General features: G+C 70.7%; 21 protein-coding genes. 12 read left to right on the top strand and 9 right to left on the bottom strand.

The genetic code is table 11. From position 1 onward, the window contains the following. Positions 1-197 precede the first annotated feature (197 nt). Positions 198-593: a Dabb family protein gene (locus ACFWP7_RS24185; protein ID WP_384384455.1), complete on the bottom strand. Its 396-nt coding sequence runs from the start codon at positions 591-593 to the stop codon at positions 198-200. A gap of 92 nt (positions 594-685) precedes the next feature. On the opposite strand from ACFWP7_RS24185, the gene ACFWP7_RS24180 reads away from it, so the two are divergent. Beyond that, entirely contained in the window at positions 686-1,318 is a 633-nt protein-coding gene (locus ACFWP7_RS24180) for a TetR/AcrR family transcriptional regulator (protein WP_384384452.1), read from the top strand. Here the strand turns inward: ACFWP7_RS24180 and ACFWP7_RS24175 are convergent. From ACFWP7_RS24175 to ACFWP7_RS24160, 4 genes are read right to left on the bottom strand one after another with little or no spacing between them, the layout of a single operon-like run. After that, positions 1,311-3,068, bottom strand: coding sequence for an ABC transporter ATP-binding protein (locus tag ACFWP7_RS24175; protein ID WP_384384448.1), 1,758 nt, complete (start codon positions 3,066-3,068; stop codon positions 1,311-1,313). The two genes, ACFWP7_RS24180 and ACFWP7_RS24175, sit on opposite strands and share 8 nt — an antisense overlap. Next, positions 3,065-4,936, bottom strand: coding sequence for an ABC transporter ATP-binding protein (locus ACFWP7_RS24170; RefSeq protein WP_384384446.1), 1,872 nt, complete (start codon positions 4,934-4,936; stop codon positions 3,065-3,067). The genes ACFWP7_RS24175 and ACFWP7_RS24170 overlap by 4 nt, the downstream gene beginning before the upstream one ends. 36 nt (positions 4,937-4,972) lie before the next feature. Continuing rightward, a complete protein-coding gene (locus ACFWP7_RS24165; RefSeq protein ID WP_384384442.1) occupies positions 4,973-6,844 on the bottom strand; it encodes an ABC transporter ATP-binding protein in 1,872 nt (623 codons plus the stop codon). After that, positions 6,841-8,640, bottom strand: a complete 1,800-nt coding sequence (locus ACFWP7_RS24160) for an ABC transporter ATP-binding protein (RefSeq protein ID WP_384384439.1) — start codon at positions 8,638-8,640, stop codon at positions 6,841-6,843. Before ACFWP7_RS24160 ends, ACFWP7_RS24165 begins: the two co-directional genes overlap by 4 nt. A 205-nt stretch (positions 8,641-8,845) precedes the next feature. On the opposite strand from ACFWP7_RS24160, the gene ACFWP7_RS24155 reads away from it, so the two are divergent. From ACFWP7_RS24155 to ACFWP7_RS24140, 4 genes are read left to right on the top strand one after another with little or no spacing between them, the layout of a single operon-like run. Next, on the top strand, positions 8,846-9,796 hold the full coding sequence (locus ACFWP7_RS24155) for an ABC transporter ATP-binding protein (RefSeq protein WP_384384436.1): 951 nt from the start codon (positions 8,846-8,848) through the stop codon (positions 9,794-9,796). Further along, the gene (locus ACFWP7_RS24150) at positions 9,793-10,542 is read left to right on the top strand and encodes an ABC transporter permease (protein WP_384384433.1); all 750 of its coding nucleotides are present in this window, start codon (positions 9,793-9,795) and stop codon (positions 10,540-10,542) included. Before ACFWP7_RS24155 ends, ACFWP7_RS24150 begins: the two co-directional genes overlap by 4 nt. 22 nt (positions 10,543-10,564) lie before the next feature. Next, complete coding sequence (locus ACFWP7_RS24145) at positions 10,565-11,830, top strand: sensor histidine kinase (protein WP_384384430.1); 1,266 nt, start codon at positions 10,565-10,567, stop codon at positions 11,828-11,830. After that, on the top strand, positions 11,820-12,479 hold the full coding sequence (locus ACFWP7_RS24140) for a response regulator (protein WP_384384427.1): 660 nt from the start codon (positions 11,820-11,822) through the stop codon (positions 12,477-12,479). Before ACFWP7_RS24145 ends, ACFWP7_RS24140 begins: the two co-directional genes overlap by 11 nt. Positions 12,480-12,502: 23 nt before the next feature. Here the strand turns inward: ACFWP7_RS24140 and glgX are convergent, their stop codons facing one another. Next, positions 12,503-14,773: a glycogen debranching protein GlgX gene (glgX, locus tag ACFWP7_RS24135; RefSeq protein ID WP_384384424.1), complete on the bottom strand. Its 2,271-nt coding sequence runs from the start codon at positions 14,771-14,773 to the stop codon at positions 12,503-12,505. Between the two features lie 153 nt (positions 14,774-14,926). Here glgX and ACFWP7_RS24130 point away from each other — a divergent pair, with 153 nt between their 5' ends. The 4 genes from ACFWP7_RS24130 to ACFWP7_RS24115 all read left to right on the top strand — a co-directional run bounded on the left by ACFWP7_RS24130 (position 14,927) and on the right by ACFWP7_RS24115 (position 19,269). Continuing rightward, a complete protein-coding gene (locus ACFWP7_RS24130) occupies positions 14,927-16,159 on the top strand; it encodes an Ig-like domain-containing protein (RefSeq protein WP_384384422.1) in 1,233 nt (410 codons plus the stop codon). Between the two features lie 175 nt (positions 16,160-16,334). Next, complete coding sequence (locus ACFWP7_RS24125) at positions 16,335-17,585, top strand: Ig-like domain-containing protein (protein ID WP_384384420.1); 1,251 nt, start codon at positions 16,335-16,337, stop codon at positions 17,583-17,585. Positions 17,586-17,664: 79 nt separating this feature from the next. Further along, the gene (locus ACFWP7_RS24120) at positions 17,665-18,432 is read left to right on the top strand and encodes an enoyl-CoA hydratase/isomerase family protein (protein WP_384384418.1); all 768 of its coding nucleotides are present in this window, start codon (positions 17,665-17,667) and stop codon (positions 18,430-18,432) included. A gap of 228 nt (positions 18,433-18,660) precedes the next feature. Further along, entirely contained in the window at positions 18,661-19,269 is a 609-nt protein-coding gene (locus tag ACFWP7_RS24115; protein ID WP_384384489.1) for an ATP-binding protein, read from the top strand. Between the two features lie 205 nt (positions 19,270-19,474). Here ACFWP7_RS24115 and ACFWP7_RS24110 read toward each other — a convergent pair whose 3' ends face one another. Continuing rightward, the gene (locus tag ACFWP7_RS24110; RefSeq protein ID WP_384384415.1) at positions 19,475-20,113 is read right to left on the bottom strand and encodes a GNAT family N-acetyltransferase; all 639 of its coding nucleotides are present in this window, start codon (positions 20,111-20,113) and stop codon (positions 19,475-19,477) included. Positions 20,114-20,170: 57 nt separating this feature from the next. Here ACFWP7_RS24110 and ACFWP7_RS24105 point away from each other — a divergent pair, with 57 nt between their 5' ends. The 3 genes from ACFWP7_RS24105 to ACFWP7_RS24095 all read left to right on the top strand — a co-directional run bounded on the left by ACFWP7_RS24105 (position 20,171) and on the right by ACFWP7_RS24095 (position 22,176). Beyond that, positions 20,171-21,085, top strand: coding sequence for a MerR family transcriptional regulator (locus ACFWP7_RS24105; RefSeq protein ID WP_384384413.1), 915 nt, complete (start codon positions 20,171-20,173; stop codon positions 21,083-21,085). A gap of 48 nt (positions 21,086-21,133) precedes the next feature. Next, positions 21,134-21,346 carry an EF-hand domain-containing protein gene (locus ACFWP7_RS24100; RefSeq protein ID WP_384384411.1) on the top strand — a complete coding sequence of 71 codons (213 nt, stop codon included), beginning with the start codon at positions 21,134-21,136 and terminating at the stop codon, positions 21,344-21,346. A gap of 167 nt (positions 21,347-21,513) precedes the next feature. Beyond that, entirely contained in the window at positions 21,514-22,176 is a 663-nt protein-coding gene (locus tag ACFWP7_RS24095; RefSeq protein WP_384384408.1) for an NADPH-dependent F420 reductase, read from the top strand. Positions 22,177-22,253: 77 nt separating this feature from the next. Here ACFWP7_RS24095 and ACFWP7_RS24090 read toward each other — a convergent pair whose 3' ends face one another. Continuing rightward, positions 22,254-22,811: a glycoside hydrolase family 25 protein gene (locus tag ACFWP7_RS24090; RefSeq protein WP_384384405.1), complete on the bottom strand. Its 558-nt coding sequence runs from the start codon at positions 22,809-22,811 to the stop codon at positions 22,254-22,256. 126 nt (positions 22,812-22,937) lie between these two features. Then, positions 22,938-23,131: ALF repeat-containing protein (locus tag ACFWP7_RS24085; RefSeq protein ID WP_384384402.1), on the bottom strand; the 194-nt coding region annotated here is incomplete at its 5' end.

Raw genomic sequence — 23,131 nt, 5'->3', positions numbered from 1 at the left:
CGGTGGTTCAGAGGTTGGCCGGGAGTTCGGAAACCGGCCGGGAGCCCGGAGTCCGGTCGGGAGTTCAGAGGTTGGCCGGGAGTTCGGCGGCCGGTCGGTGGTTCAGAGGTTGGCCGGGAGTTCGGAAACCGGCCGGGAACCCGGAGCCCGGTCGGGAGTTCAGCGGTTGGCCGGGAGTTCGGAGCCCGGCCGGGAACTCAGAAGCTGGTCTCGGGGATGGCGTCCAACGCCTGGCCCCACTCCGGGTACTTGGCGACCTTCGCGAGAGCGATCGCCATGACCTTCTCGCCGAGACCGGGATCCGGGTCGTCCGACAGGCGGATCGCCGACAGCTTCGCGAGGCGGGGGAGGATCACCAGGTCGCCGTCGAGATGCACCTGGTCGTGCATGTACCGCTCCAGCGCCGCCAGGTCCTCCACCCCCACGCAATACGTGTGCGTGAAGCCGCTCGCCGGATCGCCGAGATCCTGGCCCACCACCCCGAACGAGGCCGACTCGACGGTCGAGGTCCGCCTCATCGCCGCCAGCGCCTCGGCCTTCTCCTCCTCGGTCGTTCCGTCCTTGAAGCTGAACCGCAGGATGTTGACGATCACTGGGACTCCCCTCGGAGATACTCGACAAATCTGAACCAGCGAGTTCAATTTAACGGTCCGATTGGTTCAGTACAAGGCGGTATCCTGCGGAGGTGACAACGACAACTCGGGCCTCGCGAGGGCGAATCGACAAGCGGCAGGCGATCCTGGACGCCGCGTTCACCGTCTTCGCGCGCCGGGGTTACGCGAACACCTGCGTGCAGGAGATCGCCGAGGAGGCGGGCGTCGCCAAGCCGACGGTCTACAACCACCTCAGCGACAAGGAGACCCTGTTCCGGCGCGCGTTGGAGGCCGCGGCGGACGAGGTGTCGGCCGAGAACCTCGCCATCGTCGAGCGCCTGCGCGACCCCGGCGACGACCTGCCCGCGGCCCTGGAGGACGTGTCGTACCGGCTGCTCCAGGTGTGCTGCGGCGAACGGGCCCGCGCGCTGCGCTGGCTGACGTACTCCCAGGTCGGCGGCTTCCCCGACCTCATCGAGGCGGTCCAGAGCCGCACCTCGCAGCGCGTCGCCGAGTCTCTCGAGGACCGGCTGGCCCGGCTCTCCCTCGCCGGGCGGCTGCGCCCGTGCGACCCGGCGCAGGCCGCGGAGCAACTCCTCGCGCTGCTCACCGGACCCATGGAGGCCCGCACCCGGCTCGGCACCCGCAAGGCCTCCGCCGCCGAGACACGCGCGGTGGCACGGGCGGCGGTGGACACCTTCCTGCGCGCCTATGCGGTCACGTAGGGGACGGGCGCTCGCCGTGCCATGAGTGCCAGAGCGCCGCGTAGGCGCCGTCGGCCGCCACCAGGTCGTCATGCGTGCCGAGTTCGGTCAGCAGGCCGTCCTCCATGACGGCCACCCGGTCCGCGTCGTGCGCGGTGTGCAGCCGGTGCGCGATGGCGATGACCGTGCGCCCTTCGAGTACGGCGGCCAGCGCGCGCTCCGTGTGGCGGGCGGTCGCCGGGTCGAGGAGCGCCGTGGCCTCGTCGAGGATGAGGGTGTGCGGGTCCGCCAACACGACGCGCGCGAGGGCGAGTTGCTGGGCCCGCGAGCCGTCCGTGGGATGTCCGCCGGCGCCCAGTTCGGTGTCCAGGCCGTCCGGCAGCTCCCCGGCCCAGTCGTCGGCGCCGACCACCGCGAGGGCCGCCCACAACTGCGCGTCTGTGGCCGCCGGTTCGGCGATCAGCAGATTGTCGCGGACCGTGCCCAGGAACACGTGGTGCTCCTGGGTGACGAGGACGACCTGCTGTCGCAGCTGCTCGGGATCGAGGCCGACGATCGGCACCCGGCCCACCGTCACCGAGCCGGAGCGCGGTGCGTCGACGCCCGCGAGCAGCCTGCTCAGGGTGGTCTTGCCGGCGCCGGAAGGGCCGACCACGGCCAGTCGTTCTCCGGGCCGCACGGTCAGGTTCACCCCGCGCAGCACCTCGCCGCCGCGGTCGTACGAGTAGCGCACGTCCGTCACATCGATCCGGTCGTCCACCGGCAGAGGGGAAGGGGCCGACGAGCCGGCCCGCGGGGCCCGGGCAAGCCCCTCCACCCGGGCGAAGGAGGCACTGCTGCTCTGCAACTGCTCGACCCGGTTCAGGATCGTGTCCAGCGGGTCGACGAGCTGCATCAGATACAGCGCCGCCGAGACCACCGCACCCAGGCTCATCGCACCCCGCGCGTGCAGCGCGCCGCCCATCAGCAGCACGCCGACCACCGGGACGATGTACGAGATCTCCACCAGCGGGAAGAACACGTTGCGCAGGAACAGCGTGCGCATCCGGGTCAGGCGCAGTGTCTCGATCGCGTCCCGGCTCGCGGCGGTCCGGCGCCGCTGCAGCCCGAAGGCCTCGACGGTGCGGGCTCCCTCGGCTGTGGCCGCGAGGATCTCCGCGACCTCCGACGTGGCGGCGCCCTCGGCGAGATAGGCGGTACGCGCCCGGCGCAGATACCAGCGGGTGGCGAACCAGATGCCGGTGAGGCCCAGCACCCCGCAGCAGCCGAGCAGCGGGTCCAGGAAGAAGACCGCGCCCAGGATGAACAGTGACTGGACCGAGCAGATGAGCAGTTCGGGCCCGGCGTCGCGCAAGGTGGTGCCCACCATGGCGACATCCGCGGTGCCACGAGCCGTCAGATCACCCGTACCGGCCCGCTCCACCACCGAGGCGGGCAGCGCGAGCGCCCGCTCGACGAACTCCTCGCGCACCCGCGCCAGCGTCCGCTCCCCGAAACGGTGTCCCACATACCGGGCAGCCCGCGCCAGCAGCAACTGCGCCAGCGCGCACACCAGGATGACGAGCGCCAGCCGGTCCACGACGGCGACCCCGCCCCCGGCCCGTACGTCGTCGATGATCCGGCCGAGCAGCCACGGCCCGGCCAGACCGGCAGCCGCGGCCAGTGAGTTGAGGGCGAGTACGCCGGTGAAGGCACGCCCGTCCGCCCGGACCAGCCGGACCGCGGCCCGGCGCACGTCGGCCTGTTCGGCGACGGGCAGATGCACGCTCATCGCACGGCCTCCTCATCCTGTACGTCGGTTTCGCGGGCCGTGAGTTGCTCTACGTCGGTTTCGCGGGCCGTGAGTTCCTGTACGTCGGTGTCGCGGGCCGTGAGTTGCTCTACGTCGGCGTCGCGGGCCGTGAGTTCCTGTACGTCGGTGTCGCGGGCCACGAGTTGCTCCACGTCGGTGTCGCGGGCCACGAGCGCCCGGTATCCCGGCTCCTCGTCGAGGAGCTCACGGTGGCTGCCGGTGGCCGCCACCTTGCCGTCCACCAGGTAGGACACGGTGTCCACCTGGTCGAGCAGCAGCGGCGATGTGCTGGTCACCACCGTCGTACGGCCCTGCCGCGCGGCCCGCAGCCGGGCGGCGACGGTCGCCTCGGTGTGGGCGTCGAGAGCCGAGGTGGGTTCGACCGCGAGCAGCACCTCGGGATCGGCCAGGAGCGCCCGCACCAGGCGTACCCGCTGCCGCTGGCCGCCGGAGAGGCTGCGGCCCTGCGCGTCGACCTTCGAGTCGAGCCCCTCCGACAGCCCGATGACGACGTCGTCCGCGACGGCCGCGTGCACGGCCTCCGCAGTGGACTGCTCATCCTGGTCACGACGGCCGGAGACCAACTCGCGCAGGGTGCCCGCGAACAGGTCGGCCTCGTTGTCCGCGACCAGGATCCGTGCCCGCACCTGCGACAGGGGGATCTCGTCGAGGCGTACGCCGCCCCAGGTCGCCGCCGACTGCGCGTACCGCCCGAGCCGGTCGACCACGGCGGCCGAGTCCCCCGGACGGGCGCCGACCAGCGCCGTCAGCTTCCCCGGCGCCACCTGGACGCCCGACTCCGGATCGCGCAGCGTCGAGGGGACCGCCGGAGCGTCCCGGCTGCCGCCGTCGGTGGCCAGTGGCTCCAGCGCCAGGAACCGTACGACCCGCCGGGCGGCCACCAGCCCCCGGCTCAGCTGATAGCCGCACTCGATGAAGAACGCCACCGGCATCACGAGCACCGCGACATAGCCGTACACGGACACCAACTCGCCGATGGTGATGGACCCTTGAGCGGCCAGCCGGGCCGCAAGCCAGGTCACGACGGCAAGGAACACCGTCGGCAGCCCGAGGCCGAGCGCCTGGATCCAGCTCGTCACCGCCCCGACCCGGTACCCCTGTGCCCGCAGCTCCTGCGAGTCGCGGCGGAAGGAGTCGGCGAACAGCCCTTTGCCACCAAGGCCGTTGAGGACACGCAGGCCGCCCGCCAGGTCGCCGATCCGGGCGGTCAGCACACCCTGCCGCTCGCGGTACTCGGTCTCCGCGCCCTGCAGCCGCCCCATCATCGGTCCGAGGAACACGGCGATCACCGGCACCCCTAGCAGGATCACCACGGACAACTGGACGGAGACCGACAGCAGCAGCGCGGCCACCACGCCGTAGGTGAGGACCGCGGCCACGCCGGGGCCGACGACGGTCAGCGACGTGGCGATCGTCTGGACGTCGCCGACCCCGATCGTGACGACCTCCCCCGCCCCCACCTGCCGCGACAGCGCGCCACCCAGCCGGGTCGCCTGCGCCAGCACGACCTTGACCGTACGGAAGTTGGCGTCCATCCGGACCTGGGTCATCGTGCGGTGCCGCAGGACAGCCAGCAAGGCGTTGAACACCCCCGCCCCCAGCAGCGCGGCGGCCCAGCCAAGGAGCGCCGCCCGGTCACCCGGCTCCAGACCGTCGTCGATCGCGCGCGACAGCAGATACGGCGTCAGCGCGAGGAGCCCCATCCACACACTGGCCAGCAGCGCCCCCGCCACCGACCGGCCCGCCTGTCTGGTGCACAGCCACCACAGATACCGGCCGCCGCTCCGACGGTCGGGCGTGCCTGGATCCTCGTACGCGTCGATCATCCGCTCCCACTCTCCGGCTCAGGTCTTTCCGACGAGCTATACGAGACTGTCCCGCCACGCCCGGTGCAGATCCGCGAACCTGCCGGTGTCGGCGACGAGTTGGTCCGGTGTGCCGTCCTCGACCACTCGCCCGTGCTCCATCACCAGCACCCGGTCGGCGATCTCCACCGTGGACAGCCGGTGCGCGATGACCACTGCGGTGCGGCCGCGCAGGACCGTCAACATGGCCCGCTGGACCGCGCGTTCACCCGGCACGTCAAGGGAGCTGGTCGCTTCGTCGAGGATGAGGACCGCCGGGTCGGCGAGCAACGCCCGTGCGAAGGCGACCAGTTGACGCTGGCCCGCCGAGATGCGGCCACCCCGCTTGCGTACGTCCGTGTCGTAGCCGTCCGGCAGGGAGCTGATGAAGTCGTGGGCGCCGATCGCCTTCGCGGCGCGCTCGATGTCCTCACGGGTCGCGTCGGGGCGGCCGATGGCGATGTTCTCGGCGACCGTGCCGGAGAACAGGAACGCCTCCTGGGTCACCATCACCACCCCGCGCCGCAGTTCGGGCACGGACAGCTCGCGCAGGTCGACGCCGTCCAGCAGGACCCGGCCGTCCGAAGGGTCGTAGAAGCGGGCCAGCAGCTTGGCGAGCGTCGACTTGCCGGCGCCCGTCGAGCCGACCACCGCCACCGTCCGACCGGCCGGGAGGGTGAGGTCGAAGGTGGGCAGGATCTCCCCGCCGGTGCGGTACCCGAAGCGGACGCCGTCGAAGACGACCTCGCGGCCCGGGTGTTCGGAGGCGAGGGCGGGCAGCTGCTTCGGCGCGGCCGGCTCCGGCACGGAGGGGACCTGGGCCAGCAGGCCCGCGATCTTCTCCAGCGAGGCCGCCGCCGACTGGTAGGAGTTGAGGAACATGCCCAGGCGGTCGATCGGGTCGTACAACCGGCGCAGATACAGCACCGCCGCGGCCAGCACACCCAGCGCGAGCGAGCCCGACGCCACTCGGTACGCGCCCCACAGCACCATCCCCGCCACCGCCGTGTTGGCGACCAGCCGGGAACCGATGACATAGCGGGCCATCTCCAGAATGGCGTTGCCGTTCGTCCGCTCATGGTGTCGGTTGAGCGTCCCGAACTCCGCGTCGTTGGTGGCCTCGCGGCGGAACGCGCGCACCGGGCGAATGCCGTTCATCGTCTCCGCGAACTTCACGATCACGGCGGCGATCGCGGTCGAACGGATCGCGAAGATGCGGCCCGCGCGGTGCTGGTAGAGACGGATGAGCAGATACAGCGGCACGAAGGACGCCACCGCAAGCGCGCCCAGGCCCAGGTCGAGCCAGAGCAGCATCGCCGAGATGTAGACGAAGGACAGGATGACCGTGACGAGCTCCTGCAGGCCCTCGGTGAGCAGTTCGCGCAGCGACTCGACATCCGTCGTGGAGCGGGAGATCAGCCGTCCCGAGGTGTAGCGCTCATGGAAGTCGATGCTGAGCGCCTGGGCGTGCCGGAAGATTCGGCCGCGCAGGTCGAGCAGCACGTCCTGGTTGACGCGGGCGGAGGCCAGGATGAAGGCGTACTGGAGCACGCCGGAGGCCACCGAGCAGAGCAGGTAGGCGACGGCCACCGCGATCAGCGGGCTGTTGTCGTCGCTCCGATACGCCGGTACGGCACGGTCGATGGCGTATGCGACGAGCAGCGGGCCCGCCTGGACCGCGGCCTGCTGGAGCAGAAGCAGCGCGGAGGTCAGGATCACGCGGGGCCGGAGCGGGGTGAGCAGGGAGCGCAGGAGCGCGGCCGTCGCGCCCGGGGGCGTGGGGAGGGTGTCGCGGTCGAAGGGGTCCGTGGACTGCGGGGGGTCCTCCACGGGCCTGTTCCTGCCCCTGCGCTTGTCCTTGCCCGGCGCGGTCGTCGTCTGCGCCGTCATCGGTCGTCCTCCTCGGTGCCCGACATCAGGTGGGCGTACTCGGCGTTCGTGCGCAGCAGTTCGTGGTGGGTGCCGACGGCGGTGATACGGCCGCCGGAGAGCAGGGCGACCCGGTCCGCGAGCAGGACCGTGGACGGGCGGTGCGCCACGATCAGCGCGGTCGTCTCCGCCAGTACACGGCGCAGGGCCGCCTCGACCGCGGCCTCCGTGTGGACGTCCAGCGCCGACAGGGGGTCGTCGAGGACGAGGAAGCGGGGGCTGCCGACAACCGCTCTCGCCAGCGCGAGCCGCTGCCGCTGGCCGCCGGAGAGGCTCAGGCCCTGCTCGCCGACCTGGGTGTCCGTGCCCTGCGGGAGCGCGTGCGTGAAGTCCGCCTGCGCGACGGCGAGCGCCCGGTCCAACTCGGCTGCGCCTGCCGTGTCCTCGGCCCCCATGAGTACGTTCTCCCCGACGCTGGCCGAGAAGAGGGTGGGTTCCTCGAAGGCGACGGCCACGCGCGTGCGGAGTTCCTCGCGGGGCATGGTCGCGATGTCCTCGCCGTCCAGCGTGATCCTGCCCGAAGTCACCTCATGGAGGCGGGGGATGAGGGCGGTGAGCGTGGTCTTTCCGGTGCCGGTCGCTCCTACCAGGGCCATGCTCTCGCCCGGGCGGATGTGGAGGTCTATGCGGTCGAGGATGGGCGGGGAGTCGGCGGGGGCGTCGGGGTAGCGGAAGCGGACGTCGTGGAACTGGAGGCCGCCGGTGCCGGGGCCTTCCGGCTGTCCGCGGTGCGTGGCGGTCTCGGCCTCCTCCTCCTCGTCCATCACCTCGAAGTACCGCTCCGTGGCCGTCGCCGCCTCCTGGCTCATGGCGAGGAGGAAGCCGATGGAGTCGACGGGCCAGCGCAGCGCGAGGGCGGTGGAGAGGAAAGCCACCAGCGTGCCCGCGGAGAGATGGCCGTCGGCGACCTGGACGGTGCCAAGGACGAGGGCGGCGCCGATGGCGAGTTCGGGGAGGGTGACGATGAAGGCCCAGATGGAGGCGAGGAGACGGGCCTTGGCGAGTTCCGTGCCGCGCAGGGTGCGGGACAGCTCGCGGAAGGCGCGGGCCTGACTGCGATGACGACCGAAGCCCTTGATGATGCGGATGCCGAGCACGCTCTCCTCGACGACCGTCGTCAGGTCACCGACCTGGTCCTGCGACCGCCGGGCGATCTCCGCGTACCGCCGCTCGAAGAGCCAGCAGACGATGATCACGGGGACGGCGGGCGCGAGCAGCACCAGTCCGAGCGTCCACTCCTGGGCCAGCATGATGGCCACGCCCGCCAGGATCGTCACGGAGTTGACCAGCAGGAAGGTCAGCGGGAAGGCCAGGAACATGCGCAGCAGCATCAGGTCCGTGGTGCCCCGGGACAGCAACTGACCGGAGGCCCAGCGGTCGTGGAACGCGACCGGCAGCCGCTGCAGATGCCGGTACAGATCCGCCCGCATCGCCGCCTCGACCCCCGCCAGCGGCCGTGCCACCAGCCACCGCCGCAGCCCGAACAGCACGGCCTCGGCGATTCCGAGCAGCAACAGACACAGCGCGCCGAGCCAGACACCCCGCGTGTCGTGGCCGGCCACGGGACCGTCCACCATCCACTTCATGACGAGCGGGAACACCAGCCCCGTGAGGGACGCGAGGACCGCGACGAACGCGGCGGTGAACAGCCGCGCCCGCACCGGCCGTACGTACGGCCACAGCCGCAGCAGGCTGCGCACGGTCGAACGGCCGCCCGTCTTCGCAGGGTCCTTGGTGGCTACAGGTGTTGTCGGCATCAGCAGGGAGCCTACGGATCGGCACTGACAACGCCCACCGAGTTTTGGCCGTACCCGGATCGGCCGCCGGTCCTACGACCTGCGTGTGTGAGGGGCCGTACGGCGAAGACCCGGGGGGTCGTACGAGGGCATCAACCGATCGGCTGATGCCGTTCGAGCGGGACGGCCGATGGTGGCGGGCCCGCTCCGCCGGGAGCCTGGGGACATGTCATCCACACCCGTCATCGAAGTGACCGATCTGCGAAAGTCCTACGGCGGCCGACCGGTCGTCGACGGTATCTCCCTCGCTGTGGAGGAGGGCGAGATCTTCGGCGTCCTCGGCCCGAACGGCGCCGGAAAGACCACCACCGTCGAGTGCGTCGAGGGACTGCGCGTCCCCGACGGGGGCCGGGTCCGGGTCACCGGCCTCGACCCCGTCGCCGACCACGCCCGCGTGGCGCGCGTGCTCGGCGCGCAGTTGCAGGAGAGCGAGCTCCAGGCCAAGCTCACCGTCCGCGAGGCCCTGGAGCTGTACGCCGCGTTCCACGAGAAGCCGGCCGACTGGCGGCCGCTGGCCGAGCGCCTCGGCCTGACCGACAGGCTGAACTCCCGGTTCGGCAAACTCTCCGGCGGCCAGAAGCAGCGCCTGTTCATCGCGCTCGCGCTGATCGGCAACCCCAGGGTCGTCGTCCTGGACGAGCTGACCACCGGCCTCGACCCGCGTGCCCGCCGGGACACCTGGGAGCTCATCGAGGACATCCGCGCGAACGGCGTCACCGTCCTGCTGGTCACCCACTTCATGGAGGAGGCCCAACGCCTGTGCGACCGGATCGCCGTGATCGACAAGGGGCGGGTGGCCGCCCTGGACACCCCCTCCGGCCTGATCCGGCGCTCGGCGGGCGCCACCGTCATCAGCTTCACGCCGTCCCGGCCGCTGGACGACGGTGACCTGAACGCGCTGCCCGCCCTCGCGTCGGTCGAGGACAAGGACGGTCTCATCACGCTCTCCGGCACCGACGAGACCGTGAACGCCGTCATCACCCTCCTCGCCCGGCACCACATCACGGCCCACCAACTCCGCGTCACCGACGCCACGTTGGACGACGCGTTCCTCGACCTCACCAAAGGCGCCGCGACGGACTCCGCGCAGGACGCCACGAAGGAGGCAGCGGCATGAGCACGGCCGTCGTCGACACCGCCGTACTGAAGACCGAGATCCGCCTCCTGGGGCGCGAACCGGGCAGTCTCTTCTGGACCCTGCTGTTCCCGACCCTGTTGCTGGTGATCCTGGGCTCCATCCCGTCCTTCCGCGAACCCGAGGCCGGTCTGGACGGGCTGCGGACCGTCGACGCCTACGTCCCGGTGGCCGTTCTGCTCGGCCTGATCGTCGGCGGAATCCAGGCGATGCCCCAGACCCTCACCGGCTACCGCGAGCGCGGCATCCTGCGCCGGATGTCCACGACACCGGTCCGGCCCGTCGCCCTGCTCTCCGCACAGATGCTGGTCTACGGCGGTGCCGCGCTGGCGTCCGCGCTGCTCGCCCTCGCGGTCGGCCGGCTCGCCTTCGACGTGACGCTGCCCGAGCAGCCCTTCGGATACGTCCTCGCGCTCGTCCTGACCGTCCTGGCCGCCCTCGCACTGGGCGCGGTGATCTCCGCGCTGTCCCGGACGACGAAGATCGCGGGTGCCGTCGGGTCCGCCGTGTTCTTCCCTGCGATGTTCTGCGCGGGGGTGTGGATGCCGGTGCAGGCCATGCCGGACGTGCTGGCCCGGATCGTCGGCTACACGCCGTTCGGCGCGGCGGCCCAGGCGCTGAACCAGGCGGCGGCGGGGGACTGGCCGGGTTGGGACCACCTCGGCGTGCTGGCGGCCTGGACCATCCTGCTCACGGCCGGCGCCGGGCGCTGGTTCCGCTGGGAGTAGGAGGGCCGTGCAGACTGGGTGCATGACCGCGGCGGACACGCAGATCGAACGGCGCTGGCAGCAGGTGCACACCTGGGGGCCGTACGGGCTGCTCGCCATCGGTGCCCTCCTCGCAGCCGTCAGCAGCGAACTGATCGGTGCCCCCGGCGAGTGGTACGCGGCCGGGGGCCTGGTCCTCGCCGCGATCGTGCTCCAGCTGTGGTGGAACGGCACCCGCTCCCGCAGGGCAGGGCACGGCCGGATCCCGTCCCGGGCCGGGACGGCGTACTACGTCGTCCGCTGGGCGATCGCCTTCGCGCTCACCTGGATCAACCCGTTCTTCGCGTTCTACGCGGCCACCGGCTACATGGACGCCGACGAGCTGATTCCGGGCATGTGGCGGCGGCTCGGGCTGTTCGCCAGCGCGATCACCGTGGCTGGCGCGCAGTCCGGCGGGCTGCCGCCGAAGAGCGTGCCCCAGTGGATCGGGTTCGCCGGGCTCCTGGTCGCCAACTCCGCCCTGCAGACGGTGGTCGCCCATCTCACCGAGCAGGAGGAGCAGCGCTCCCACCAGCGGGCCGAGACCATCTCCGAACTCGAACGCACCAACACGGCGCTCCAGCAGGCCCTCGACGAGAACGCCGCCCTGCACGCCCAACTCCTCGTCCAGGCAAGGGAGGCCGGGGTCGCCGACGAACGCCGTCGGCTGGCCGCCGAGATCCACGACACCATCGCGCAGGGCCTGACCGGCATCATCGCCCAGCTCCAGGTCGTCGCGAACGCCCCCGACCTGGACATCGCGCGCACCCACCTGGACCGCGCCGCCGGCCTGGCCCGCCACAGCCTCGGCGAGGCCCGCCGCTCCGTGCAGAACCTCGCCCCCGTCGCGCTGGAGAACGACGGACTGCCCGACGCCCTGAAGAACACGGTCGCCGAATGGGGTGAACGCACCGGCGTACGCGTCGAGTTCACCGTCGCAGGCCCGGCCGAGCAGCTCCACGACGAGGTCTCCGCGACCCTCCTGCGCATCGCCCAGGAAGCCCTGTCCAACACCGCCCGGCACGCCCGCGCCACCCGCGCAGGCGTCACCCTCACCTTCCTGGGCGACGAGGTCATCCTCGACATCCGCGACGACGGCCGCGGCTTCGACCCCCTCGCCGTCCGGCAGCGCACCGGAACCGGCGGCTTCGGCCTCGACGGCATGCGCGCCCGCGCCGAACGCATCGCGGGCCACCTCACCGTCGAGTCGGAGCCGGGCCACGGCACCGCGCTGTCGGCTCGCGTACCGTTGGTCCGCCATGACCCATGACGCACCGACCCATGACGCACCGATCTCCCTGCTGATCGTCGACGACCATCCCGTCGTACGGGACGGCCTGCGCGGCATGTTCGAGTCGGCACCCGGGTTCGCCGTGCTCGGCGAGGCCGCCGACGGGGTCGAGGCACTCGAACTGGCCGCCTCCCTCGACCCCGACGTGATCCTGATGGACCTGCGGATGCCGGGCGGCGGCGGAGTCGAGGCGATCGCCCGTCTCGCCCGCACCGGCGCTCGCGCCAGGGTCCTCGTCCTGACCACGTACGACACCGACTCCGACACCCTCCCGGCGATCGAGGCGGGCGCGACGGGCTATCTGCTGAAGGACGCGCCACGCGACGAACTCTTCACCGCCGTCCGCGCGGCGGCCCAGGGCCGCACCGTCCTCTCCCCGGCCGTCGCCTCCCGTCTGGTCTCCGCGGTCCGTACTCCCAGGACACCCGGTAAGGAACCCCTCTCCGCGCGCGAGCGCGAAGTGCTGGCCCTGGTCGCCAAGGGCACCTCCAACCGCGAGATCGCCCGTGTCCTGTTCATCAGCGAGGCCACGGTCAAGACCCACCTCACCCACCTGTACGCCAAGCTCGGCGTCAAGGACCGGGCAGCCGCTGTGGCGGTGGCGTACGACCGGGGGATCCTCGGCTAGGGCCTCATGGCCCCCATGGCCTCTCACCCCACCACCCGCAGCAACAGCACCGCCCGAGCCGGCACCGTGACCCCCGCCCCCGCCCGATGCACGACCCCGGGCGCCTCCGCCTGCGACTCCCGTGAGGTGTCCACCACCACCTCGTACCGTGAGGCCCAGGGTGGGCCGGGCAGGACGAAGCTCACCGGCCGGTCCCCGGCGTGCAGCACGGCGAGGAAGCTGTCGTCCACGACGGGCGCCCCGCGCGCGTCCCGTCCGGGGATGTCACGCCCGGACAGATACATGCCCAGCGTCGCGGCGGGCGCGTACCAGTCGCGCTCCGTCATCTCCGTGCCCCGGGCGGTGAACCACGCCAGGTCGCGCAGGCCGTCCACGGAATGCGCCCGCCCGGAGAAGAACGCCCGCCGCCGCAGCACGGGATGCTCGTGCCGCAACGCGATCAGCCGTGACGTCAGCTCGAACAGCGCCCGCCAGCCGGGATCCTCGAGGTTGGACCAGTCGACCCAGCTGACCTCGTTGTCCTGGCAGTAGGCGTTGTTGCTCCCCCGCTGGGTCCGCCCGAACTCGTCGCCGGCGACCAGCATCGGGACCCCGGTCGACAGCAGCAGACTCGTCAGCAGGTTCCGCAACTGCCGTCGCCGCAGGGCCCGTACGCGCTCGTCGTCCGTCTCTCCCTCGACCCCGCAGTTCCAGGCCCGGTTGTCGTCCGTACCGTCCCGGTTCCCCTCGCCGTTCGCCTCGTTGTGCTTGCGCTCGTACGAGACGAGGTCGCGCAGCGTGAAACCGTCGTGCGCGGTCACGAAGTTCACCGAGGCGTACGGACGGCGCCCGCCCCAGGCATAGAGGTCGCTCGATCCCGAGAGCCGATACCCCAGATCCCGTACGTCGGGCAGCGCGCCCCGCCAGAAATCCCGTACGGCGTTGCGATAGCGGTCGTTCCACTCGGTCCACAGGGGCGGGAAGGCGCCCACCTGATAGCCGCCGGAGCCCACGTCCCAGGGCTCCGCGATCAGTTTCACCCGGCGCAGGACCGGATCCTGCGCGATGACCGCCAGGAAGGGCGACAGCATGTCGACGTCGTGCATGGACCGTGCGAGCGCCGCGGCGAGATCGAACCGGAAGCCGTCGACCCCCATCTCGGTCACCCAGTACCGCAGCGAGTCCGTGATCAGCCGCAGCACATGCGGCTGCACCACATGGAGCGTGTTGCCGCAGCCCGTGTAGTCCGTGTATCGCCGGGCATCGGACTGCAGCCGGTAGTACCCGCGGTTGTCGATACCGCGCAGCGACAGCATGGGCCCCAACTCGCCCGCTTCCGCCGTGTGGTTGTAGACGACGTCGAGGATCACCTCGATACCGGCGGTGTGCAGTGCCCGTACCATCCGCTTGAATTCGCCGACCTGCTGACCGGTGGTCCCGAAAGCGGCGTAGCCGGCGTGCGGCGCGAAATAGCCGATCGAGTTGTAGCCCCAGTAGTTCTTCAGACCCTTCCGCAGCAGATGGTCCTCGTGCGCGAACTGGTGCACCGGCAGCAGTTCCACGGCCGTCACGCCCAGCCGCACCAGGTGGTCGATGGCGGCGGGGTGTGCCAGTCCGGCGTAGGTGCCGCGGAGTTCCTCCGGAATCCCCGGGTGCAGCCGGGTGAACCCGCGCACATGCAGCTCGTAGATCACCGAGTCCGCCCACGGGGTCTTGGGGCGGTGGTCGTCCGACCAGTCCTCGTCGTCGTGGACGACGACGCCCTTGGGGACGTACGGCGCGGAGTCCCGGTCGTCGCGCACGGTGTCCGCGACCTGCTGCTGGGGCCAGTCGCGGACATGCCCGTACACCTCGGGCGGCAGACTGCTGTAATCATTCCCTTTGGCACCGTCCACGGCGCGGGCGTACGGGTCCAGGAGCAGCTTCGCCGGGTTCCAGCGGGCGCCGGTCCAGGGGTCCCAGCGGCCGTGCACACGGAAGCCGTAGCGGCGGCCGGGGAGCACTCCGGGTACGAAGCCGTGCCAGATCTCGTGGGTGAGCTCGGTCAGCGGGGCCCGGATCTCGGCGCCCTCCTCGTCGAAGAGGCACAGCTCGACGGCCTCCGCGCCGCCCGCCCACAGCGCGAAGTTGGTGCCCGTGACGCCGTCCGGGCCGACGCGGAAGCGCGCACCCAGCGGGGTCGGGGCACCGGGCCACACGGACACGGCGGGCGCCGCCTGCGCCGCGCCGTTCATCAGAGGGACGGGCTGCGCGGGCACTACGCGGCCCGCGGCATGCCCCTCCTGTACTGCCTCCTGCTCGGGTGCGCTCGACACCGGTCAGCCTCCCGCGGCTCGATGGAACGCAGCGAGAAGGGGCGTGTGGCGTCCCGGCCACCGTCCCCCCGTCGTGTCGTCCTCCCCACTGTTCTGCCCAGCGCTTGGCTCGCACTCACGTTTCCCCGGAGGGGCGCAGTCGTTGGGCCCCCTGTGAAGCACGTACAGACACGCGCTCGGCGCGCAGGGGCCGCGCTGGCCGCCACACTGACCTGGGCCGGACTACTGGCGGGAGCCTCCGCCTGCACGTCGAACGGGATGGACGAGGTCCTCGGCAAACCGCCGTCGCCCGAGGACGTCATCCGCGTCTCGCCCGACGACAACAGCAAAGCCGTCCGCCCCGACGAGACACTCCAGGTCCGGGTGCCCAGCGGGCGCCTGGAGTCGGTGCGGGTCGTCAAGGAGCAGGACGCGCAGGAGTCCTCGGTGCCGGGCCGCATCTCCGAGGACGGACTGCGCTGGCTGCCCCACGACGAGGGGCTCGCGCTCGCCGCCAGGTACACCCTCGACGTGGTGGCCATCGATGGGTACGGGCGCCGCTCGGCCCGGCACACGACGTTCACGACGTACGTCCCCGACGAGCGGTTCATCGGATACGTCACCCCGGAGAACCGCTCCACCGTCGGCACCGGAATGATCATCTCCCTGGAGTTCAACCGGGAGATCGAGAACCGGGCCGCCGTCGAGCGCGCGATCCAGGTGAACGCGAAGCCGGCGGTGGAGATCCGTCCGCACTGGTTCGGCAAGGACCGCCTGGACTTCCGGCCGGAGAGGTACTGGAAGCCGGGCACGGAGGTCACGGTCACCCTGGGGCTGCGGGATGTCGAGGCGGCCCCGGGCGTGTACGGGCTGCAGTACAAGACCTTCTCGTTCACCGTCGGCCGCAGCCAGGTCAGCCTCGTCGACGCCGCCGACCACACCATGGACGTACGCCGCGACGGCGAACTCCTCGCCACCGTGCCGATCACCGCGGGCGCCCCCAAGAGCACGACGTACAACGGGAAGATGGTGGTCACCGAGATGCTGGAGGTGACCCGGATGAACGGCGCCACGGTCGGCTTCAAGAAGGCCAACGGCAAGGGTGAGTACGACATCCCGGACGTCCCCCACGCGATGCGCCTCACCGACTCCGGGACCTTTCTGCACGGCAACTACTGGGCGGACGGCGTCTTCGGCAACACCAACGTCAGCCACGGCTGCGTGGGCCTGAAGGACGTGAAGGGCGGCAGCTCGGACACCCCGGCGGGCTGGTTCTTCGACCGCAGCCTCATCGGTGACGTCGTCGAGGTCGTCAACAGCAAGGACAAACAGGTCGCTCCCGACAACGGGCTCGGCGGGTGGAACGTGAACTGGAAGCAGTGGAAAGCGGGTGGCGCGGTGAAGTAGGACGACAAAGGGGTACGCGCACGGGCCCCGGCCCGCCCCCCACACGGCCCAAGTTGGGACTGAACGGTGACAATCCGGGGGAGCCATCGCTTCCGGCCGTGTGATTAATTAGCGCGATACGCGCGGGACGCGCTGGGGTGCGGGCCTGACCAGGCCGTGCGAGGGGAGAACGAACGTGAACGGGCGACCGATATCGGGGCCTTCGGTTGGACCGCGGACACACAGACGCAAGGGGATCCTGGCACTGCTGCCGGTGGTGCTGTTGCTCGCCGTGACCGCGTGCGGCGGGGGAGGGGACTCGGACTCCGGGTCCGGGGACGGGAAGGGCAAGGAGACCGGGAGTTCGGCGACGGCGGACACCAAGATCTCGCAGGCTGTCGTGACCATCGCCCCGAAGGACGGTGCGGGCGACGTGGCCACCAGCGGCGCCCTCAAGGTGACCGCGGCCAAGGGCAAGCTGACCGAGGTCACCGTCGAGGACACCAAGGGCAAGGAAGTCGAGGGCGAGATAACGGGCGGGGGCGCCAGCTGGACGCCCTCGACGCATCTCGCCTCCGCCACCAAGTACAAGGTCCACGCGGTGGCCGAGGACTCCGGCGGTCGTGCGGCCGCCGAGGAGTCCGCGTTCACCACGCTGACCCCGAAGAACACCTTCGTCGGCATCTTCACGCCCGAGGACGGCTCCAAGGTCGGCGTGGGAATGCCCTTCTCGGTCAACTTCACGCGGGGCATCACGCACCCGGAGGACGTCGAGAAGGCGATCACCGTCAAGACCGAGCCGGCCGTCGACGTGGAGGGCCACTGGTTCGGCAACGACCGCCTCGACTTCCGTCCCGAGGAGTACTGGAAGGCCGGCACGAAGGTGACGGTCACGCTCAACCTCGACGGTGTCGAGGGGCGGCCCGGTGTCTACGGCGACCAGGCCAAGACCGTGTCCTTCACGGTCGGCCGCAGCCAGGTCTCCACGGTCGACGTCAAGACCAAGACGATGACGGTCAAGCGGGACGGCAAGACCATCAAGACCATCCCGGTGACCACGGGCAAGCCCGGCTACGACACCTGGAACGGCCAGATGGTCATCACCGATCGCCTCGAAGTGACCCGTATGAACGGTGAGACGGTCGGCTACGCCGGCGAGTACGACATCAAGGACGTACCGCACGCCCAGCGTCTGACCACGTCGGGCACCTTCATCCACGGCAACTACTGGGGCGGCGACGCCTTCGGCAACTACAACGCCAGCCACGGCTGCATCGGTCTGAAGGACGTCCGCGGTGGCTACGACGGTCAGGTGGCCGCGGCCTGGTTCTTCAACCAGTCGATGACCGGCGACGTGGTGGTCGTGAAGAACTCCAACGACCGGACCGTCGACCCGGACAACGGCCTCAACGGCTGGAACATGTCCTGGGAGAAGTGGAAGGCCTGAGTCCTGGTGACGGCGGGCCCGGTGTGCTGTGACTGAGCACACCGGGCCCGTTGTCGTTAACCGCCACTAACCTGCTCCCATGACTGTGCATCTTGAAGTTGCCGAGGGCGTCGGCACCATCCGGCTCGACCGTCCGCCGATGAACGCGCTGGACGTCGCCACACAGGACCGCCTCAAGGAGCTCGCCGAGGAGGCCACGGCCCGGGACGACGTGCGCGCGGTGGTGCTGTACGGCGGGGGGAAGGTGTTCGCGGCGGGCGCGGACATCAAGGAGATGCAGGCCATGGACCACGCGGCGATGGTCGTACGGTCCAAGGCCCTGCAGGACTCCTTCACCGCCGTGGCCCGCATCCCCAAGCCGGTCGTCGCGGCGGTCACCGGGTACGCGCTGGGCGGCGGCTGTGAGTTGGCGCTGTGCGCGGACTACCGCATCGCCGGCCAGAACGCGAAGCTCGGGCAGCCCGAGATCCTGCTCGGTGTGATCCCCGGCGCGGGCGGCACCCAGCGGCTGTCCCGGCTGATCGGCCCGTCGCGGGCGAAGGACCTCATCTTCACCGGGCGGATGGTGAAGGCCGACGAGGCGCTGTCGCTGGGCCTGGTGGACCGGGTGGTCCCCGCCGAGGAGGTGTACGCCCAGGCGCACGCGTGGGCCGCGCGGCTGGCGCAGGGACCCGCGATCGCGCTGCGTGCCGCGAAGGAGTCCATCGACGCGGGTCTCGAGACCGACATCGAGACCGGGCTCGCGATCGAACGCAACTGGTTCGCGGGGCTGTTCGCGACGGAGGACCGGGAGCGGGGGATGCGGAGCTTCGTGGAGGACGGGCCGGGGAAGGCGAAGTTCCGCTAGGTCGGCCACCGTGCGGCCGCTGGATCGTCCGCCGCGAGTCCGGCAAAACTCGCACGACAAGTTCCGCTTATCCACTTGCAGTTGACGGGATGTCTTACCCGGCGTCCCCCGAAGGGCTGGATTATGCGAGCCTTAAGGCAACCTTAAGACTGCCGTGTCGGGGAAGGCTGGGGATTGCCCTCAAACAGGTAGTCCCAGCAGGTCAGATGGGCTGGGGCGAGGTCCGAACTGCCTTTGGCATATGCCGATCAGATGCCGTGGAATGGGAGGTTCCGGGGGGCGTATTCCTGCGGAACGGCCCCGAAGGGGGCTCTGGGCGGCCATGATGGGGGCATGGCGGGGCTGGAAGGTATCGAACCGCCGCGGCGGCACGGGAGTGCGACCGCGGCGCGCTGGACGCCTGCGGTCGAGGACGAACAGGCGCTCAGGGCGGTCGAGTTGTTCGGCAATCCGGTCGAGGCGGAGGTGCCGCTGCCGTCCCGCCCGGAGTCCGCGGCCACCGCGCGGCGGCTCACCCAGGTCGTCGTCCTGCGGCACTGGGGACTCTCGCCGAAGATGACGGAAGACGCCGTCTTATTGGTCTCCGAACTCGTCGGCAATGCCGTACGGCACACCGGCGCCCGTGTCTTCGGGCTCCGTATGCGCCGCCGCCGGGGGTGGATCCGCATCGAGATCCGCGACCCCTCACGCGGCCTTCCCTGTCTGATGCCGGTCCACGAAATGGACCTGAGCGGCCGTGGCCTCTTCCTTGTCGACAAGCTCTCCGACCGCTGGGGCGTCGACCTACTGCCCCGCGGCAAGACCACCTGGTTCGAAATGCGCGTCGCCGACCGCTGATCCCGCCCGTCCCGACCGTGCGAAAGCCCCGACCGCTCAGCGAGCGACCGGGGCTCCGAGGCGCCGCGGAACGAATTGGGGTGTGAACCGCGACACCGGCGACAACCAAAGCCCGGGTCAATGGGTGGAGGTCGCACCGCCGACTATCGCAGACGTGGGTGACCGAGCCCCAGGCGCCTCGCGCCCCACGCGTCCGCCATACCCCTCAGGGCGCGGTGAGCAGCGCCTCCGCGCCCACCGGGACGTAACCGGCCGCCTGGAACGCCCGCAGACTGCGGGCGTTCCCCGGTGACAGCTGGGCCCACACCGGCTCGCCCCCGCCCAGCTGCCGCGCCGCCGCGGCCAGCGCACGCCCCAGCCCCCGATGCCGTACGGCCTCGTCCACCTCCACCGCGGCCTCCAGCCGCCCGGCGACCCCACGCCCCAGGATGAGCACCCCGCCGTCGGCGGCCCACACCCGTACCTCGTCGCGATGCCTGAGCGCCCGTGCGACCCGGTGATGCTCGGGATCACCGATCTCGGTCAGCGCGAGTGGTGGCTTCCCCGGGAGCGGCCCGGCGACGGCGAGCAGGTCGATCGTGTCGTTCGAGCGTGCCGTCCGGTCCATGAACGCGGCGAGGAACCGCGGATTCATCGTCGCGGCGAGCGCGTCGCAGTCGATCCGGTCCAGGGTGTCGCGCACCCACTCCTCGTCCTCGTCGGTGAAGACGACGGAGTGCGCGGTGAAGGCGAGGACTCCGGCGTCACGGTGGGAGTGCTGGCGCACGACGGTCGTGCCGCCGTCGGCCGGCGGGAAGACGCCCCGCGCCGCCGCGTCCAGAATGTCCCGCAGAGTGTCAGCCATGACGCCCCGTCCCTCTCGCTTGAGTCTCCACCCACTGGAAGGCCCAGACTCCCAGACATGATCGAAGACGGCGCCGGACTGTTCACCATCGGCGAGCTCGCCCGGAGCACGGGTCTGTCGGTGCGCACCATCCGTTACTGGTCCGACGAGGGTGCCCTGCCCCCGGTGGCCCGTTCGGCGGGTGGCTACCGGCTGTACGACGCGGCCTCCGTGGCCCGCCTCCAACTCATCCGTACGCTGCGGGAGTTGGGCCTCGGACTGAACGAGGTAGGCCGTGTCCTGACGGGCGAGACCACGGTCGCGGAGGTCGCGGCCACGCATGTCGCCGCCCTGGACGCGCAGATCCGATCGCTGAAGGTGACCCGGGCGGTGCTGTCGACGGTGGCGCGACGCGGCTCGACCGCAGAGGAGATGACCCTGATGAACAAGCTGGCGCGGCTGTCGGCCGCCGAACGGAGTCGGATCGCCGACGACTTCACGGAGGAGACCTTCGCGGGCCTCGACAACGCGGACCCCGACATCCGCACCCGGATACGGTTCAGCATCGCCGAGCTGCCCGAGGACCCCACGCCCGCGCAGGTGGACGCATGGGTGGAGCTGGCCGAACTGATGCAGGACCTGGACTTCCGTGCACACATGCGGAAGATGATCGAGTTCAACGCGGCGGACCGGGGGACGGAGGAGCCGGCCGGTACCTCCCTGTGGTTCATGAGCCGACTGATGCAGCTCGCGGTCGAGGCGCGGGAACGGGACCTCGCCCCCGAGTCGCCCGAGGCCGAGGAAGTGCTGGCCGCGCTGCTGGGCAACGCCGACCGAACTGTCGTACTGGAACGCATGGAGTCTGCCGCGCAGGCGGAAGTGGCCCGCTTCCGGGAGCTGAACGCGCTGGTCCGTGGCACGGAGCCGCTGTCCGCCCACCGCGAGGAGTTCGCCTGGGTGGTCGCCGCACTCCGCGCTCGGGCCGCCCGTTAATCTGACCTCCGTACACACGGCGGTAATGCACTACGAAGGGGCGGATCGGTGGCGGACATCGAGGAAGCACGCAAGCATTTCGAGCGGATCGACACGGACGGGGACGGGTTCATCACCGCTGCCGAGTTCAAGAGCGCCCTCGCCCAGGGCGGGGACTGGAACGTCACCGAGGCGGTGGCGGAGGCCGTGATCGCCAGCCGCGACCTCAACGGCGACAAGCTCCTGTCGTTCGAGGAGTTCTGGGCCCACCTGAACAAGTGAGCCATGCGGAGAGGGGCGTCGCCGTGCCGCGGGGGCGCCCCTCTGCCATGGGCTGCCGACCCGGGTCACTCGTTCGCCGTAGGTCTCGGTAGCTCGCGGAATAGCGGGGTCGGTGCCCGGGGTTGATGATCTGCATCAGGAGCATCCACCCCAGAAGGGTCTGTCTCATGAAGATCGGCATCATCGGCGCGGGCCACATCGGCGGCAACCTCACCCGGCGTCTCACCACCCTCGGACATGAAGTCTCCGTCGCGAACTCCCGCGGCCCGGAGACCCTCGCCGGCCTGGCGGAGGAGACCGGGGCGACAGCCGTCAAGGTCGAGGACGCGGCGCGCGGAGCCGAGATCGTCGTGATCACGATCCCCGTGAAGGCAGTGGCGAACCTGCCCTCCGGGCTGCTCGACGAGGCGGCGGACGGGGTCACCGTCATCGACACCGGCAACTACTACCCGCAGCAGCGCGACGGCAGGATCGCCGCCATCGAGGACGACGGCCTCACCGAGAGCCGCTGGACGGCCCAGCAGATCGGCCACCCCGTCATCAAGGCCTTCAACGGCATCTACGCCCAGAACCTCCTGGACCTCCCGCGCCCGGCGGGCGCCCCCGACCGCATCGCCCTCCCGGTCGCCGGCGACGACGAAACCGCCAAGCGCGTCGTCCGCGCCCTCATCGACGAGCTCGGCTTCGACACCGTGGATGCCGGCGGCCTCGACGACTCCTGGCGCCAGCAGCCCGGCACCCCCGTGTACGGCCTCGCGGAGGACACGGCCGCGGTGACGAAGGCCCTGGCCGACGCGTCACCGGAGCGTTCGGCGGACTTCCGCGCCTGACGTCGCTCGGCAGGCGAAGGGGAGGGGCCGCACTGACTTCCCGTACTGCGGTGCCGTGTGTGGGCCGGAGTCGGGGGTCAGCCGGCCTTGGCCCACGTCCGCAGTGCCGCCTTGCTGCTGAAGTCGGCGACGTTCCTGTCCAGGGGATCGTCGGTGTACTGGTGGAACCGCCACTTCGCCTTGATGCGCGGGTGCCCCGCAGTGACGTAGTCGGCGATCCACAGACCGTCGCCGGCGTACGAGGTGGTGTCGACGTTGAGCCAGTAGTTCCTGTTGGCATAGAGGAGCACCCGGTGGTTCGGGCGGAGTTCCTTCACCTTGTGGATGAAGCGGTCCTTCTCGGCGTTGCTCGCGTGGGTGCCGTCGCCGGTCGTCTCCCAGTCGACGACGAGCAGGTCGCCCGCTTTCTCCGGGGCCTTGCTGAGGAAGTACTCGGCCTGGGCGGTGATGTTGCCGGGCCACAGGAAGTGGTAGAAGCCGACGACGCAGTCCGCGTCACGGGCCGTCTTCACCTGGGCGGTGAGTTTGGGGTTGACGTACGAACGGCCCTCCGTCGCCTTGATGAAGACGAAGGAGAGGCCGTCGGTGTCGTACGCGGAGGACTGGTAGGCGCTGACGTCGATGCCTCGCAGCATGTGGGGTCTCCGGGCGGTGGGGGACTGGAGGGGTTGAACTCCAGCGTTCCCCCTGAGCAGCCCGTCACCCTTTTCACGCCGTCGCTGATCCGCTGACCGGTACGGCGTCAACCCATCGGTGAGGTCTTAGCCGTCCACCTCGTACTGCCCGACCTCCAGGAAGTAGCGCATCTCTTCCGGGGTGCCTTCCAGTGCCTGCCCCGCCGCCGCGCGCAGGGCATCGCTGATGCCGGGACGGGCGAGGATCGTCGCGATGGCGACGCGATCGTCCTCGGCCTGGGCGAGTCGACGGCCGGTCTCCAGGAAGTAGGTCCTGTCCG

It is taken from the genome of Streptomyces sp. NPDC058470 (assembly GCF_042721055.1).
Taxonomy (GTDB): domain Bacteria; phylum Actinomycetota; class Actinomycetes; order Streptomycetales; family Streptomycetaceae; genus Streptomyces.
The sequence above is the reverse complement of the archived record's forward strand: the minus strand, read 5'-3'. Positions and strand labels throughout refer to the sequence as shown.

Bases quoted from the DNA above. Each gene is read 5' to 3' on its own strand.
- ACFWP7_RS24175 (WP_384384448.1), bottom strand. From the start codon at position 3,068: ATGAGCGTGCATCTGCCCGTCGCCGAACAGGCCGACGTGCGCCGGGCC.
- ACFWP7_RS24170 (WP_384384446.1), bottom strand. From the start codon at position 4,936: ATGATCGACGCGTACGAGGATCCAGGCACGCCCGACCGTCGGAGCGGC.
- ACFWP7_RS24165 (WP_384384442.1), bottom strand. From the start codon at position 6,844: ATGACGGCGCAGACGACGACCGCGCCGGGCAAGGACAAGCGCAGGGGC.
- ACFWP7_RS24160 (WP_384384439.1), bottom strand. From the start codon at position 8,640: ATGCCGACAACACCTGTAGCCACCAAGGACCCTGCGAAGACGGGCGGC.
- ACFWP7_RS24155 (WP_384384436.1), top strand. From the start codon at position 8,846: ATGTCATCCACACCCGTCATCGAAGTGACCGATCTGCGAAAGTCCTAC.
- ACFWP7_RS24150 (WP_384384433.1), top strand. From the start codon at position 9,793: ATGAGCACGGCCGTCGTCGACACCGCCGTACTGAAGACCGAGATCCGC.
- ACFWP7_RS24145 (WP_384384430.1), top strand. From the start codon at position 10,565: ATGACCGCGGCGGACACGCAGATCGAACGGCGCTGGCAGCAGGTGCAC.
- ACFWP7_RS24140 (WP_384384427.1), top strand. From the start codon at position 11,820: ATGACCCATGACGCACCGACCCATGACGCACCGATCTCCCTGCTGATC.
- ACFWP7_RS24120 (WP_384384418.1), top strand. From the start codon at position 17,665: ATGACTGTGCATCTTGAAGTTGCCGAGGGCGTCGGCACCATCCGGCTC.
- ACFWP7_RS24110 (WP_384384415.1), bottom strand. From the start codon at position 20,113: ATGGCTGACACTCTGCGGGACATTCTGGACGCGGCGGCGCGGGGCGTC.
- ACFWP7_RS24105 (WP_384384413.1), top strand. From the start codon at position 20,171: ATGATCGAAGACGGCGCCGGACTGTTCACCATCGGCGAGCTCGCCCGG.
- ACFWP7_RS24095 (WP_384384408.1), top strand. From the start codon at position 21,514: ATGAAGATCGGCATCATCGGCGCGGGCCACATCGGCGGCAACCTCACC.
- ACFWP7_RS24090 (WP_384384405.1), bottom strand. From the start codon at position 22,811: ATGCTGCGAGGCATCGACGTCAGCGCCTACCAGTCCTCCGCGTACGAC.